Genomic DNA, 14,827 nt, shown 5'->3' with positions numbered 1-14,827 from the left:
CGGCTCGCGGCAGGGGGCTCACGAACGAGACAGGAGACAGCCATGCGGTCTGTCACGAAGCGAAGGTCTTCAACACCTTCAAGAAGCAGCTCGGCCGACCGGGGTGACGTTTCGGCCGACCGGGGTGACGTTTCGGCGCTCCGGTCGTCTCGGCTAGATCTTCCGGGCGAGCAGCAGGCCGTCACCGACCGGGAGAAGGAGCGGGATCAGACCGTCGTTGTCGGCGACCAGCTGGTTGAGCTCGCGGATGGTGGCGGTCTCCTCGTCGCGTACGGACGGGTCAGCCACACGGTCGTGCCACAGCGCGTTGTCGAAGGCGACGACGCCACCGGGGCGCAGCAACCGGAGCGCCTCCTTGAGATATGCGGCGTACTCGGTCTTGTCGCCGTCGACGAAGACGACGTCGTAGTGGTTGTCGGTGAGCCGGGGGAGCACGTCGAGGGCGGCGCCGGCTATGCACCGAGCCTGCCGCTGTCCGAACCCGGCCTCGGTGAACGTCTGGCGGGCCAGCCGCTGGTGCTCGGTCTCGACGTCGACGGTGGTCAGGACCCCGTCGGGGCGCATGCCGCGCAGCAGCCACAGCCCGGAGACGCCGGTGCCGGTGCCGACCTCGACCACGTTCTTGGCATCGAGGACGGAGGCGAGGAAGCGGAGCGTGGCGCCACCGCCGGGGCCGATGGGCGCGACTCCGACCTCCTCGGCCCGGGAACGGGCGGCAGCGAGGAGGTCGTCCTCCGCGACGAACTCGTCGGCGTAGGTCCAACTTGCGGGCGAGACAGGGCTGGTCACACCGCAAAACCTAACCTGTTTCGTGTAACGGTGCGGGAACGCCTGATCCAACTCATGCGTTAGGTGCACTGAGGGCGAGGAAAAATAGGAGCCTCACAGGCAACTCTCAGCCCCTCCGGTCCCAGGCGATCTACCGTAGGAGATGTCAGCGATCAGCGAGGCATACAGGAGCACCATGACCGCGGAGCCCACCAACGAGACCGCTCTCGACGAGCTCGACCAGCGAGCGTCGTCGGGCGTTCCGACGTGGGACGAGATCGTGGAGAAGCACTCCGACCGGGTCTACCGGCTCGCTTACCGCCTCACCGGCAACCGTCCCGACGCGGAGGATCTCACCCAAGAGGTCTTCGTGCGGGTCTTCCGTTCCCTCGACACCTACAGCCCTGGCACCTTCGAGGGCTGGCTGCACCGGATCACCACCAACCTCTTCCTCGACCAGGCTCGCCGCAAGCAGCGGATCCGCTTCGACGCCCTCTCCGACGAGCGCGCCTCGCGCCTGACGAGCAGCGGTCCGACGCCCGACGTGGCCTACACCGACCAGCGCTTCGACGACGACATCGAGCGCGCGCTGGCCACGCTGCCGCCCGACTTCCGGGCCGCGGTCGTGCTCTGTGACGTGGAGGGGCTCTCCTACGAGGAGATCTCCGAGATCCTGGATGCCAAGCTCGGCACCGTCCGCTCGCGCATCCACCGCGGCCGGGCGATGCTCCGTGACGCCCTCGCCCACCGCGCCCCGCGCGGCGGACGATTGCGCCACTCCGGGCCCAAGGTGTTGTGGGGCGGGGCTTCATGAGCGAGCGCCAGCGAGCGACAACAAGCCTCAGGCCGGCGGGTCCGCATTCTTCGCTCTCCTCGACGGAGGCGCCGGCATGAGTCTTCTGGGCAACCATCTCGGCGCGCGGACCAGTGCCCTTCTCGACGGACAGCTCCGCGCAGAGGAGGAGGAGCGCGCCTGGGCGCACGTGCACACATGCTGCGCATGCCGCCGCGCCGTGGAGCGTGAAGGTTGGCTCAAGCGGCGCCTCGCGGGCCTGAGCGTCGACCCCGGGGTCACCGCACCGGCCGACCTGAAGGGCTCGCTCCGCGGCGGTGCCCTGGCCGCCTCGGTATGGCCCACCGACGACCTCAGCGAGACCTACTCCGACCCTCGGTCGATGCGGCATACGTTGGTGATGGTCGCGGCGGGTGGTGGTGCTGTCGGCGCCGCGGTGTTCGGCATGTTCACCTTCGCCGCCGCACCTGCCGACGCACCCGTTCCCAGGAACCTTCCGGTCACCGCGGTCACCCAGCTTCCGGGCTCCCCGGGCGCCCCCGTCATCGCGCACGTACGCCGCTGACCGTCCGCCGAGCGACACGACACGAGCCCCGGACTGCCCATAGTTGGGGCGAGTGGGAAGAATGGGTGTCGTGACGCAGGAACCACAAGACGACCAGTCGCGGCCGATCTCCCGTTGGGCGCCTCCCACTGACGCGCCCAACGTGCCCTCGGCCGGGCAGTCGTCCCGCGACGGCCTCGGCGAGGACGAGCGCGACACCGCCGAGGTGCCGCTGCCAGGCATGCCCGGCCGCCCGGTCGCCCCGGCGCCGGCCGGCGACACCGTTCCGCTGCCGCCTTCGGCGCCGCCGCCGGGCGCGTCCCTTCCCGGCTTCGACGGCCCACCACCGCCGCTGTCCGCAGCTCCGACCGGTTCCTCGCCGCGCCGTCGCGTCCCCGGCCCGATCTGGGCGCTCGCTGCTGCGGTCGCCTTCCTGCTAGGTGTGCTCGGTGGCTATGCGGGCGGCGTGCTCGAAGACCAGGACGACATGTCGAGCCTGGCCGGCGGCGGGCTCGAGCCGGGCTCGATCGAGACCGACGCGCCACTGAACGCCGACGACGCAAGCATCGTGAAGGTGGCCGCGACGCTGCTGCCCTCGACGGTCCAGATCTTCGCCGAATACCAGGGCGTGAAGGACGCCGCGACCGGTTCCGGCTTCGTCTTCGACAGGAACGGTCATGTGGTGACCAACAACCATGTGGTCGCCAACGCGGCCAAGGCCAAGGGAAGGATCGAGGTCGTCGACCACAAGGGCCGCCGCTACAAGGCCGACGTGGTCGGACGCAGCGCGGTCTACGACCTCGCCGTCCTCGACGTGCCCGAGATCAAGGAGCTCGACCCCGCCTCGCTGGGCAGCACCTCGCGCCTGCGGATCGGCGAGGGCGTGGTCGCGATCGGCTCGCCGTTGGGGCTCAGCTCCACGGTGACATCAGGCATCGTCAGCGCTCTCCAGCGCCCGGTGAGCACCGGCCAGACCGAGGACGACACCTCCTACATCAACGCCGTCCAGACCGACGCGGCGATCAACCCAGGCAACTCCGGTGGCCCGCTGGTCAACCTGGTCGGCCAGGTCATCGGGGTCAACTCGGCCATCGCCACCGCGGGTGGTGGAGAGGGCGGTGAGAGCGGCAGCATCGGCGTCGGCTTCGCCATCCCGATCGACCAGGTCAAGGTGACCGCCGCGCAGATCCTGAAGACGGGGAAGGCGACCTACCCGATCGTGGGCGCCTCGGTCGACGTACAGGCCGGGGACCACAGAGGTGCGCTGATCTCGGTTGTCGAGGCCGGTTCACCGGCGGCCGCCGGTGGGCTCAAGGACGGCGATCGGGTCACCAAGGTGGGAGACGTGACCGTCACCGACGGGATCGGCATGATCGTCGCCATCCGCGCCCATCAGCCGGGGGAGACGGTCGAGTTCACCGTGATGCGCAACGGCGCCCGTCAGGAGCTGAAGATCAAGCTTGACGCGCAGACCGAGAACCTCGCCTGAACCAAGACGCGAAGAGCTGCTCGGCACAATGCCTGGCAGCTCTTCGCGTTGTTGTGGGGAAGGTTTAGTTGTGGGGGTTCAGATAGCTATGACTCAAGAAGCGTCCGGCGTGACTGCGGGAGCAGGGGTGCTGCTCTCAGCCTCGACGAACGGGTGGTCGGCCACGAAGGCCTTGGTCTGCGAGTACATGTCATCGATGAACTTCTCGAGGACGCTGGCCTCGACGCGCCACTGGCCACGTCCGCCGATCTTGATAGCGGGCAGCTCACCACGGCGGACAAGGGCATAGACCTGTGCGCTCGAGGTGTTGAGGACCTCGGCGACGTCGGCAAGAGTCAGGAAGCGGGGGGTACCAGACATAAGGTTCAGTCTCCCAGACTCTGCAAGCGGCCGTAAACCAGAGCGCCAACCTGTTAGCCCACCTTAGGCAGTGTTGCGCTTCTTTGTGGATGCGAGGTGGGTGAATCGTGAAGCAGTGGTGCGCTAGGCCGTGTCTCTCAAAGACACCGCGCAGCGGGCGTGGATTTGAGAGACACGGCCTATGCGGAGAACAGCAGGTACAGGCCACCGACGGTGAAACCGACCATGGTGACCAGAAGCGGCACCTGCCCGGCCACCAGATGCTGCTTCGGAAGCACCTGGAGCGCCCGGATATGGGCCGACCAGACGCCGAGCACGTGGCCGACGATCACCGCGGCCACCTTGATGACGGCCAACAGCGTGCCGTGGTAGGCGAAGAAGTAGGAGACCGGCATGTCCGCGGTCGCGAACCAGTCGGCTCCGGTCCCCATCGGATCGGACGCGTTGCGCAACGTGGCCAGCCCGCTCTCCCAGAAGTAGCTGAGGTAGTGGGCCACGACGTAACCGGCGATGATCGGCACCATCGACGGCGCCAGCTCGGTGGGTAGGGCCCGCCGAGGCACGTCACCGACACCGGTCAGCATCGTCCCGGCCGAGTAGAATCCGGCGACGAGAAGCGGCAGCGCGATGAGCGCGACGTTGTTGATCAGGTAGGCAGTGGACCCCGAGATCTCCGGGTTCTGCACGATCTGGAGCCACTGCGGTGACTCGCGGTAGGAGTCGTAGACGATGGTGCCGAAGAGCACCGAGACGACCGCGACCAGGCCAGGCGTCGGGCGCAACGTGTCGAGGTTGCCGAGCGGGGTCCGCAGGACCAGCCTGCCGGCCGGGGTCCGTCCCCACACCGACAGGCGCGCGATCAGCGACGAGTAGACCTCGAACGGATCGGTGCGCTCCAGGAACTTCTCGCCGAACAGCACGCCGCCGAGGATCATCACGGCCAGGTAGACGGCCAGCCAGAGGCGTACGGGACCGAGGTAGTTGTTCTCCGGGTAGACCAGCTCGAGCCACGCGAAGGCGAGCAGCGCGAACGCGGCGGGCCAGTAGCCCAGGCGCTCCGGCAGACGGAGCGGCGGGTCGCCCGTGCCGCGCAGCCAGGTCAGCCCGGCCACGATCGTGCGGGCCGGGCTGATCGCCTTCCAGACCGGTCCGAAGAGGAGCGAGAACGGGACGATGCCGACCCACAGCCAGACGTACGTCATCCCGAAGATGGGGTTGTTGGCGTTGTCGAGCCCGGCGAAGGCGACCAGGACGAAGTAGGCGAGGATCACCATGCCGACGACGCGCCACAGCGCGGTCCAGGCGGGGGAGTCGACGACACGCCCGAGGCGGGGCAGCGGCCAGCCGCGTGGGTTCCGGCTCTGTGGATCCGTGCTGGCGATCTCCTTGCCGGCAGCGGCACGCCTGGTGGTCAGCACCAGCAGCCCGAAGGAGACGAGAAGGGCGAGGACGGCGCCCGCGATGACGTACTCGAGCGGCAGTGGGAGGTCTTGGCGACCACCCACGCCGTGGGTGAGGATCACTTGACTTCGAGGGTGACGATGGTCTTGCCGAGGGTGTGTGACTCCACCTCGTACTGACCAGGGATCCCGAACGCGCCCAGGCTGATCCGCGTCGTGCCTACGCCGTAGGCGGCCGACTGCTCCGGGTCGGAATGCACATGAATCTCGCCGGCGGCATCGGCGGTGACGTCGAGCTCGACGCCGTGCCCGAGGGGGACCTCGATCTTGGTCCCGTGGGGGTCGACCGAGTCACCGGAGAAGTTGATCTCGACGACCACCGGGTCGCTGCTGGTCCTGGGCTCGGTGGCGATGTCGTTTCCGCAGGCAGTCGCGACGGACGCGATCCCGCAGATTGCAGCCACGACCGCGATGATCCGGGTCGTGAGGCGCATTGATCCCCCGTTTCGTGGGCTGGTTTCAAGCTGGCGTCTGCCACAATCGCATACGAACCAAAGAGGGGGCTGAGAGGAATGAGCGAGCGTCAGCGAGTGACCACGAGCGAGCGTCAGCGAGATCGACTCGGACCACGTGAGGTGGCCTTCCTGGACGGGGAGACACTGGCGGTGCCGCACCAGGTGGCGAGCATCGAGGTGATCGAACCGAGGTCGGAGGGCTTCGACTACGGCGCCTTCCTCCAGCACGTCGAGGACCGGCTGGCCTTCGTGCCCCGCTTCCGGCAACGGGTCCGAGTCGTGCCCGGTCGGATCGCCTACCCCGTGTGGACCGACGACGACCGCTTCGACCTGACCTACCACGTACGCCGCTCTGCGCTGCCCCGCCCGGGCTCGATGGAACAGCTCCTCGACCTCGCCAGCCGGATCGTCTCCCGACCCCTGGACCGCTCCCGGCCGTTGTGGGAGCTGTATGTCATCGAGGGGCTGGCCGGCGACCGGGTCGCGCTGGTCACCAAGACCCACCAGGCGCTGGTGGACGGCGCCGAGACCGTCGACCTGGTCCAGCTCCTGCTGGACGACAAGCCCGAGGTCGGACCGGTCGTGCCCGACCTGTGGGAGCCGCCAGAGCCTCAGTCGAGCGCGCGCCTGGTCGCGCACGCGGTCTTCGACGCGGTCACCTCGGTCAGCGGCCTGACCGGCACGGCCCGCAGCCTGGGCGGCTTCGCCCTGGGCCGGGTCACCGGTGTGGCCAAGGACGTCCAGAACGTGGGCGCGGGCATCGCCCGGGTGGTCACCCGTCGGCCTCCGGAACGGCCGACGCCGCTCAACGGGACACTCTCCCAGCAGCGGCTGGTCGTCACGCTGCAGGCCGACCTGGCCGACTTCCGCCGCATCCGGGACACCCACGGCGGCACCGTCAACGACGTCATCCTCGCTGCCGTCACCGGCGGTCTGCGCGCCTGGCTGATGACCCGCCAGGAGTCGCTCGCCGGCGTGCGCCAGGTGCCGGCCCTGGTGCCGGTCTCGGTGATCGACGAGGAGCTCGACCCGACCCAGCTCGGCTCCGCGGTGGCGCCCCACTTCGTGGTGCTGCCGGTGGCGGAGCCCTCTCCGGTGGTCCGCCTCCACCAGGTGTCCTACTCCTTCGAGCAGCACAAGGCGAACGCCCGCACCGTCAGCGCGCAGCGGCTGGCCGGGATCAGCGGCTTCGCCCCGGCGACCTTCCACATGGTGGGCTCCCGGGTGGCTGCCGAGAGCGAGCACGACTACCTGCTCTCGGTGTGCAACGTGCCCGGTCCCCAAGAGCCTCGCTATGCGGCCGGCTCCCGGTTGGTGGCCTCCTATCCCATCCACCCGCTGACCGAGGGCCACACCCTCGCGATCGGGGTGACCTCCTACGACGGCCACGTCTTCTTCGCGATCACCGCCGACCGCGACCTGGTGCCGGACGCGTCGCTGCTCGGGCAGTGCATCAGCGAGGCGCTGGACGAGCTGCTCGACACCGCCTCGGGACGCCGCTTCCGGGCGCCTCGGGGGCTGCGCGTGGTCAAGAGCTCCGGCGAGTGAGCGGTCTGAGAGAATCCGACCGTGACCCGCATCTACGTACCTGCCACGCTCGAGCTGCTCGCTGACTGGTACGCCAACGGAGAGCTGCCCGGCACCGCCGACGGCTATGCGGCGCCCGGCGACAGCGAAGAGGCCGAGTACGCCGCGCTGATGAGCGCCGCCGACGACTCGACGGCGCTCCTCGCCGGTCCCGGGCGCAGGGTCGTGGTCGTCGTCGACGCACCGGAAGCCCTCGGGGACCAGGTGGTGCCGCTCAAGCTCGTCGCCGCGGTCCACGCCGACCTGACAGACCGGCCCGCCGACGCCGATCCCGACGACGACCTGGGCTGGTTCGCGACCCAGGAGATCCCGCAGCTCATCAGTTCAGACTGACAGCAGACCGCATTCGCCGTGACACAAGAGGACGCCTCAAGAGCAACAACTTGGTAAAGATCATCCTTTCCGGACAATGCATACCCCTGGGTGCATTACGTTCCTGTTTGCTCGATCCTGGGTAGCTCGCGACTCCCCGGCCGACGTGTCTTCTGTTGGTTCGTTGAATGTGGAGTCCTTCCCCATGGTTCTTTCTGCCGTTTTTTCTGCCCAGTCGGTGGTTCGGTTCGTCCTGCGGGCCCTGATTGGTGTCCTGGGCGTGGCTTTGACGGTCGCGGGTCTGTCGCTGCCGGGCGCGTCAGTGCCAGTGGTTCTCGCTGCTGAGTCCGACGATCTTCCTGCGGGTGATTTGGATGAGCGTCCGGTTCGTCCTGACAGTGTGTCGGCGAGTGTGACTGCGCGGGTTGCGGGTGTCCCTGTGGAAGACCGGTCACAGCGCAGTGAGGTGACTCGGGTATTCAGCAATCCGGATGGGACGTGGTCTGCGGAGGTGGCGACGGAGCCTGAGCAGGTTCAGGACGGGCCGGTGGATGCCGACGGTGCGGCGTCCTGGAACCGGGTCGACACCACACTGGTCGAAGCTGAGGGTGAGTCGTGGCGTCCGGCACATGTGTCGGCGACCATGCGGTTCGCCGGTGGCGGTAGTGACTGGTTCGCGACCCTGACAGAGCAGGGGCATGAGATGCTGTTCGGTCTCGAGGACATCGAGGGCAACCCGGTCGAGTTCACGACGCCCGTCGTCGAGGGCGACGTCGCGGTCTACAAAGATGTGCTGCCGAGCACGGACCTGGTCGTGCAGGCGTTCGTCACCGGGTTTGAGCATTGGTGGGTCATCAACGAGGGCTCCTCGCTCCTCGAGAGCGCTCACGCCAAGGACGCGGGCACGGGAGACGCCTCGACGAACAGCTCGGGTGCGCCGAGTACTGAGGACGCCTCGGCTGGGTTGTCGCTCGGTCTGACTGTCACGGATGTGAGTGCCGAGCGTGACTCGAAGATCGCGCCGGTGAAGGTGATCTCGACGAAGGCCGGCGGGATCCGGATCGAGGATGACAAGGGCAAGAAGATTCTGGGGGCCCCGGCTCCGACGTTATGGGACGCGGGAACTACCGGCCCGGACGAGCTCGACCCTGCTGGGCTGGCGTTGGCCACCCACGGCAAGAAGGCCCCTAAGCGGACACACGGACCAGGTGGCGAGCCCGTCGGTGGCAAGACCGGCATCGCTGACGTGAAGGTCAAGGACGGGCCGACGGGGAGGTCTGGAAAGCCGAAGCAGACCAGGAAAGCTGGCAAGCCCTCGGCGAAGAAGTCGGTGATCGAACTGACCGTTCCAGAGGCAATCCTTTCCGACCCTGATCTTCGGCTGCCGCTCACGGTGGACCCGTCGCTGACGGTGTGGACCGGTGACACGTGGTTGCAGTACCCGGATTACCAGTCCTCGCAGAAGACTTCTGCGGTCTTGAGGTCGGGCAGCGAGGACGGCGTACGTAAGGCACGCTCGTTCCTTGTCTTCGACTCGACTGCCTGGAACGGCAAAGACGTCACGTCGGCGAAGTTGCTCATGCGGAACTGGTACTCAGGGACATGCTCCGGTGGTGGCACCCGGGTTGCGCGGATCAGCTCGAAATGGGACGCAGACACACTGACGTGGGCCAACCAGCCCGCTGTCTCGTCCACGTATGTGGAGTTCTCCACCGCCTACGGTCATGACGCTTCCTGCCCGGCGGGGTGGGCGAGTTGGGATGTGACGTCGGTTGTGAGGGGCTGGGTCGGGGGGACGAGCGACCGGTTCGGTCTGCGGGTGGTCGGTGCCCCGGAGGCCTCGACCTCATCATGGCGGAAGTATCGGTCGGGGAACTACACCGTCGATTCTGATATGCGTCCGCATATCAACATTACCTACAACCAAAAGCCCTCCACGCCGGCTGCGCCGACGGTGGACCCGTTGACGAGTGCGTTGTCGAATAGCCTGACGCCGACGTTGGCGGCGAAGGTCTCCGATCCCGATGGGGGTACGGTGCGTGCGAAGTTCGAGGTCTTTAAAGGCACCACGTCGGTGTGGTCGTGGACCCAGGCATCTCCCGGGTCCACATCAGGGTCCTCGGTCTCGACCAAGGTGCCATCCGGCAAGCTCGTCGACGGCCACTCCTATACCGTCAAGGCCACCGCCTATGACAGCCGCCTGTGGTCGTCAGCATCTGCTGCGACGTCGTTCACGGCTGACACCACCAAACCGTTCGTCGAGATCATCGCCGATGAATTCGAGCACACGACCTGGCTCGCCACCAAGCCCACTACTGCAATCCAGTTCCGGCTCCAAGGCAGTGACGACACCAAGTCATACTCGGTGATTCGAGATGGCGGCGCGGCGACGGTCGTTCCGGCGAACTCGTACGGTCATGCGACGGTTTCGTGGCTGCCTGGCAACGGTGCGCACTCGTTGAAGGTGACCGCGACCGACAAGGCCGGGAACGTGTCCGGCGCGAAGGAGTTCAAGTTCGGTATCGGACCGGCCGGGTACATGTGGCCGAACCAGGACACGCGTTCCACTGGCACGTTCCCGGTGACTGTCACGGGCCCTCCGGCGGGGTTGAGCACGGTTACGGGGGCCTTGTCATGGCGCTACCCCGGCTCGGCAACGTGGAACACCGCAACAACAGTCAAGAAGGGCTCCGGTGCTTGGACGGGCGCGGTGTCGAGTTCGACAACGGAATCGACCACGGGCCAGCTGCTGTGGGACGCGTCGGCGGAGAAGGACGTCACCACTACCGCCGCCGATGATTTGATCAAAGCACCGTCCGCGATCGAGATCCGTGGCTGCCTGACCTACAGCACTTCCACGACGCCGGTGTGCACTCCAGTTCGACGGGTGCACTTGGTGCCCTCCGCCTTTGGCGGGAACTTCCCCACCACCCAGGCGGGGCCCGCATCCGTTGCACTGTTCACCGGCGAGGCAGCGATCAACGAAACCGACGCCGTCGACACAACCGCGGGTGTGGGACGAACTTTCTCTTCCTACGATTCCGCGACCGCAGCCTCAGAGGCGGGCCCGTTCGGCCCTGGGTGGGCCAGCACCCTCGTTGCTGATGGAGACACTGGTGCCATCGTCATCGACAATCGGTCGAAAGACCGCACCGTCGTCCTGGTCTCTGCTGGTGGTGGTTCGCAGACTTACACCCCCGAGAACGCGACTGCGGATGTGATCAGCCCGTCCAAGCCGGTCCGGTTCATTCCCGCAGGAAGCAACGACGGCTCGTTTATCACTCTGGATCCTTCGGCAGATAGCGATGCCGCCACCAGGGCAACGCTGACCCTGTCACGTCCCTCTGGAGCGAATCAGACTTCCTCGACCGTGTGGGAGTGGAAGCGTTCTGATGCGGTCGATGCGAGCGAGGCCACCGAGGAGACCCCGGCGACCCTTGGCACCGAGCCGGAGAAGTGGGTTGTGAAGGAGACCACCAGTCCCGATGGTGATGGGGAAGGCGATGACGAGACGGCGACGTTTGCCGGCGGGGAGTATCCGACCTGGATTGGTCAGACCACCCCTGGTGTGGCGGCTACCTGTACCCCCGCCGAGCAGACCGCTGGCTGTCGTTGGCTGAAGCTGTCGTACTCGGGGACCGGTGACTTGAAGCGCCTGGTCAAGGTCGAACGAGGCGCCGTTGGTGCATCATCGACGACGTTGGCGACCTACACCTACGCCTCCGGTCGGCTCGCTCAAGTATGTGGTCCCGACCCTGACGGGACTGGACCCCAGACTGCCCTGTGCGCCATGTACGGCTATGACACCACCACCGTGTCGGGGCGTGTCCTGCTCGCCACGGCGACGCCGCCTGGACAGAAGCCGTGGAACTTCTCCTACGACTCCACCGGCCGCCTGACCAAGGTCACCCGTCCGCTCGACGAAGCCACCGGCGCCGGAAACGCGACGTGGACCATCGCCTATGCGAAGGACGGCGGCGCCGCTGGCTTGGAGACCACGGCCGCGGGTCTACCTACGATGAACGCCGGCGAGACCGGGAGGTGGGGCCAGAACAATGCGCCCGCGAAGGTGTTCGCGGTCTTCACCCCCGCCCACGTTCCGTCCGCCAGCCCGACGCCGGCAGATCTCGAGCACGCGGAGCTGTTCTACACCGACTCTGAGGGAAACCTGCTCAACACAGGCGTCCACGGCAACACCACCCGCGACGGTTCCGGTGATGGTGAATGGCTGATCGATACCGTCTGGTACGACTCACGCGGCAACACCGTCCGCACCCTGGACGCGGCCGGCCGCCAACGCGCCCTGGCAGCACCCGAGCAAGACCAGGCCCAGGCCGCATATGAGGCTTCGGCGCTGACTTACTACAGCACCCCGGAGCTCAACGAGGACGGCGCCCCGGTCGAGAACCCGGTTCTGCGGGTCGAGGATACCTACGGTCCAGCGACCACTGCCACCCTCAAGAACGGCACTACTGGTCGGTTCAGGTCACACACCGCGAATGTCTACGACGACGAAGCACCCACGCTCGGTGGTGGCAGCAAGCCCGCCTACGAAAACGCCGCGAGCAGCTTCGACCTAATCGTCGAGACCCGCACGTCAGCGGCCTCGGTCGACATGAGCACCGACGCCGACACCACGGTGGTCCGCAACGAGTACGCCCCCATTGTCGAAGGGGACGGGAATGGCTGGAATTTCGGCATTCCCACCAAAGTTAAGGTCCAAACTGGGATCGATAGCGGCGGCGAGGCAACATGGTCGACCCAGATCACCCGCTACGACACCGGCGGCCTCCAGATCGAAACCCGCCAGCCCGGTGGAGGACATGACGCCACCGGCACAGGGAACGACGCCCACTCGACCGTGTTCTCCTACTACACCAAGAACGCCACCGAACCTGACTGCGAGATCAACGGCCATCCCAACCGCATCCACTGGGACGGGCTCACATGCAAGACCGGCCCAGCTGTGCAGCCCGTAGGACAGCCACTGCCAGTCACCTACTTCGTCGATTACAATGCCAGCCTTCAGCCGACTGAGCTGATTGAGACATCCGCTGGCGTCACTCGCAGAACCATGACCAACTACGACGCGCTCGGTCGCACCACTCGGACCACTGTGGCAGTTGCAGGCACTGACGCAAGTAACAGCACCCGCGCCACCACGATCTCGTATGACCCAGCATCGGGACTGTCCACGAGCATCCGTGACGGGGTAAACACGATCAGCGTCACCAGCGACACGTGGGGGCGAGAGTGGACATCGACCGATGCGGCAGGTCTGGAATCGGTCACCACCTACACGGCCACGGGCGAGATCGCGACGTTTAACGACGGCCGCCATCGCTACGAGTACGAATATGACCAGGCACTTGGCGAGCATCGTGACGTGATCTCCAGTGTCGACCTGGGCCTACCTGCAGCGACAGCCGACATTCTGACAATTGCGCGCGATGCGAATGGCCAGGTTGGCGAGGTCGGATATCCGAACGGGATGACCGCTACTTATGGCTACACAGAGGCAGGAATTCCCGTCTCGCTCTCCTACGCAACGCTTGTGGGTGACGCGACCGTCGAACTGGCCGGGTTCACCTCGAAGACAGACATCGACGGACGAGTCCTTGAATACAGTTCACCAGCTTCAGCCCAGACCTACAACTACGACGCTGTCGGTCGCCTTACCAAGGTCGAGGACACCCGGGACGGCGCATGCGTGACCCGCGATTACGGCTTCAGCCAGGCTTCAGAACGAACCAGTTTGACTACGTACGCTCCGGCGAAGGGCGATACATCGGCCGGCGCTGGGGCTTGCCAGACAACCGATGGAGCCACCACTAAGGCAACCGCGTATGATGCGGCTAACAGGATAACGAACAACGGGTACGCCTACGACTCCCTTGGGCGCACCCTGACTATCCCGGCAAGCGATACCAACAGTGGTTCCGGCTCTGGTCCCCTCAATGTGCGCTATCACGCGAATGACATGGTCGAGTCGATGACGCAAGAACTCCAGGCGACCGCAACCGACGGCACCGTTTCCATACGCACCGAAGGCCGCGAGTATACCCTGGATCCCGCTGGACGGGTTCTGGGCGTCGCCTCGACCGTCGATGGTGTGGAGACGAGTCGAGTTCGGTACGAGTACGCCGGTGCTGGCGATAGTCCTGCGTACATCTCGTCCGCCACTGACGCAGGCCAAACGTTGGCACCGCAACGCAATTTCCGAATTAGCGAGTTCGGCCTGATTGGATCGGAGAGCGTCGACGAGACGACTTGGTATATCGCCAATCTTCACGGAGATATCGTTGGTGCTGTGAGTGGACTGGCCGAGTCCGGTATACTGAGCTACGCTGAGACTGACGAGTACGGAAAGGGCATTGCCGACGCCGTTCTTAAGAGTCGATATATGTATCTTGGGACAGCTCAACGCGCAGCCGGTGGCGACACGTTGGGCGGAGTCACTTTGATGGGAGCGCGTCTATATAACCCGGCAACAGGTTCGTTCCTTTCGAATGATCCAATTGTAGACGGCGGAGCCACGCGATACGCGTACCCGACAGACCCGATCAACCAGACTGACACCGCTGGAACTTACTGGTGGGGAAAATACACCCGTGGACGCTCCGGAAGTTACCGGTGGGTGACTGTGTACTTCAATCGAGTAGCATTGCGCCGCTACTTGGATTATGGAACGTACTTCGTAGGCGCTGTTGCAGCCGCGGTTGGGGCGGGCATAGGTGCAGCCTATGGAGGTGTGGTCGGGGCCGTTATCGGCGCTCTTATTGGCTCAGTTATTCCTGGTGTGTTGGCAGTCGCGGCGCAATGGGGCATCAATCACAAATCGGGGATCGTTACGCGTATCAAGATATACAGATACAAGACCTGGTGGGGAAAAACTAGGGCAACGCTACATAGTTGGACCTGGTGGTTTTCAAAGTATGCTTGGACTGCGTGATGAAAAGGCTACATGTATTCGGCTGGATAGCGGTATCGGCATTCTCTCTAGGGATTTCCATCGTTGTCCAAGATACTCAATGGCGCCCTTTGCTGGTGTCGATAATA

At 65.7% G+C, this 14,827-nt stretch carries 10 protein-coding genes; 6 read left to right on the top strand and 4 right to left on the bottom strand.

Annotation, left to right across the window (positions count from 1 at the left end; translation table 11 throughout):
* Positions 1–153: 153 nt before the first annotated feature.
* Positions 154–789, bottom strand: coding sequence for an O-methyltransferase (locus ABZZ22_RS06900; RefSeq protein ID WP_354928346.1), 636 nt, complete (start codon positions 787–789; stop codon positions 154–156).
* Between the two features lie 175 nt (positions 790–964).
* On the opposite strand from ABZZ22_RS06900, the gene sigE reads away from it, so the two are divergent.
* The 3 genes from sigE (at position 965) to ABZZ22_RS06885 (ending at position 3,594) form a co-directional block, all read left to right on the top strand.
* Positions 965–1,582, top strand: coding sequence for an RNA polymerase sigma factor SigE (gene sigE / locus ABZZ22_RS06895; protein WP_354928343.1), 618 nt, complete (start codon positions 965–967; stop codon positions 1,580–1,582).
* Between the two features lie 76 nt (positions 1,583–1,658).
* Positions 1,659–2,126: a hypothetical protein gene (locus ABZZ22_RS06890; RefSeq protein ID WP_354928340.1), complete on the top strand. Its 468-nt coding sequence runs from the start codon at positions 1,659–1,661 to the stop codon at positions 2,124–2,126.
* Between the two features lie 70 nt (positions 2,127–2,196).
* Positions 2,197–3,594, top strand: a complete 1,398-nt coding sequence (locus tag ABZZ22_RS06885) for a trypsin-like peptidase domain-containing protein (protein ID WP_354928337.1) — start codon at positions 2,197–2,199, stop codon at positions 3,592–3,594.
* A 93-nt stretch (positions 3,595–3,687) separates the two neighbouring features.
* Here ABZZ22_RS06885 and ABZZ22_RS06880 read toward each other — a convergent pair whose 3' ends face one another.
* The 3 genes from ABZZ22_RS06880 to ABZZ22_RS06870 all read right to left on the bottom strand — a co-directional run bounded on the left by ABZZ22_RS06880 (position 3,688) and on the right by ABZZ22_RS06870 (position 5,848).
* Positions 3,688–3,954, bottom strand: a complete 267-nt coding sequence (locus tag ABZZ22_RS06880) for a helix-turn-helix domain-containing protein (protein ID WP_292647449.1) — start codon at positions 3,952–3,954, stop codon at positions 3,688–3,690.
* A 179-nt stretch (positions 3,955–4,133) separates the two neighbouring features.
* A complete protein-coding gene (locus ABZZ22_RS06875; RefSeq protein WP_354928334.1) occupies positions 4,134–5,477 on the bottom strand; it encodes a hypothetical protein in 1,344 nt (447 codons plus the stop codon).
* Positions 5,474–5,848 (bottom strand): hypothetical protein, encoded by a 375-nt coding sequence (locus ABZZ22_RS06870; protein WP_354928331.1) that lies wholly within the window; start codon positions 5,846–5,848, stop codon positions 5,474–5,476. The genes ABZZ22_RS06875 and ABZZ22_RS06870 overlap by 4 nt, the downstream gene beginning before the upstream one ends.
* Before the next feature lie 96 nt (positions 5,849–5,944).
* On the opposite strand from ABZZ22_RS06870, the gene ABZZ22_RS06865 reads away from it, so the two are divergent.
* The 3 genes from ABZZ22_RS06865 (at position 5,945) to ABZZ22_RS06855 (ending at position 14,720) form a co-directional block, all read left to right on the top strand.
* Positions 5,945–7,417, top strand: a complete 1,473-nt coding sequence (locus ABZZ22_RS06865) for a wax ester/triacylglycerol synthase family O-acyltransferase (RefSeq protein ID WP_354928328.1) — start codon at positions 5,945–5,947, stop codon at positions 7,415–7,417.
* Positions 7,418–7,438: 21 nt separating this feature from the next.
* Entirely contained in the window at positions 7,439–7,789 is a 351-nt protein-coding gene (locus tag ABZZ22_RS06860; protein WP_354928325.1) for a hypothetical protein, read from the top strand.
* Between the two features lie 145 nt (positions 7,790–7,934).
* Complete coding sequence (locus ABZZ22_RS06855; RefSeq protein ID WP_354928322.1) at positions 7,935–14,720, top strand: DNRLRE domain-containing protein; 6,786 nt, start codon at positions 7,935–7,937, stop codon at positions 14,718–14,720.
* Positions 14,721–14,827: the final 107 nt, after the last annotated feature.

This window comes from Nocardioides sp. NPDC006273, from assembly GCF_040613495.1.
Lineage (GTDB): Bacteria > Actinomycetota > Actinomycetes > Propionibacteriales > Nocardioidaceae > Nocardioides.
Note: the sequence above shows the minus strand (reverse complement) of the source record. Positions and strands in the feature narration are given on the sequence as shown.

What these genes read in the sequence shown, in the direction of transcription:
- sigE (WP_354928343.1), top strand. Translation starts at nt 965, where the DNA reads ATGACCGCGGAGCCCACCAACGAGACCGCTCTCGACGAGCTCGACCAG.
- ABZZ22_RS06890 (WP_354928340.1), top strand. Translation starts at nt 1,659, where the DNA reads ATGAGTCTTCTGGGCAACCATCTCGGCGCGCGGACCAGTGCCCTTCTC.
- ABZZ22_RS06880 (WP_292647449.1), bottom strand. Translation starts at nt 3,954, where the DNA reads ATGTCTGGTACCCCCCGCTTCCTGACTCTTGCCGACGTCGCCGAGGTC.
- ABZZ22_RS06870 (WP_354928331.1), bottom strand. Translation starts at nt 5,848, where the DNA reads ATGCGCCTCACGACCCGGATCATCGCGGTCGTGGCTGCAATCTGCGGG.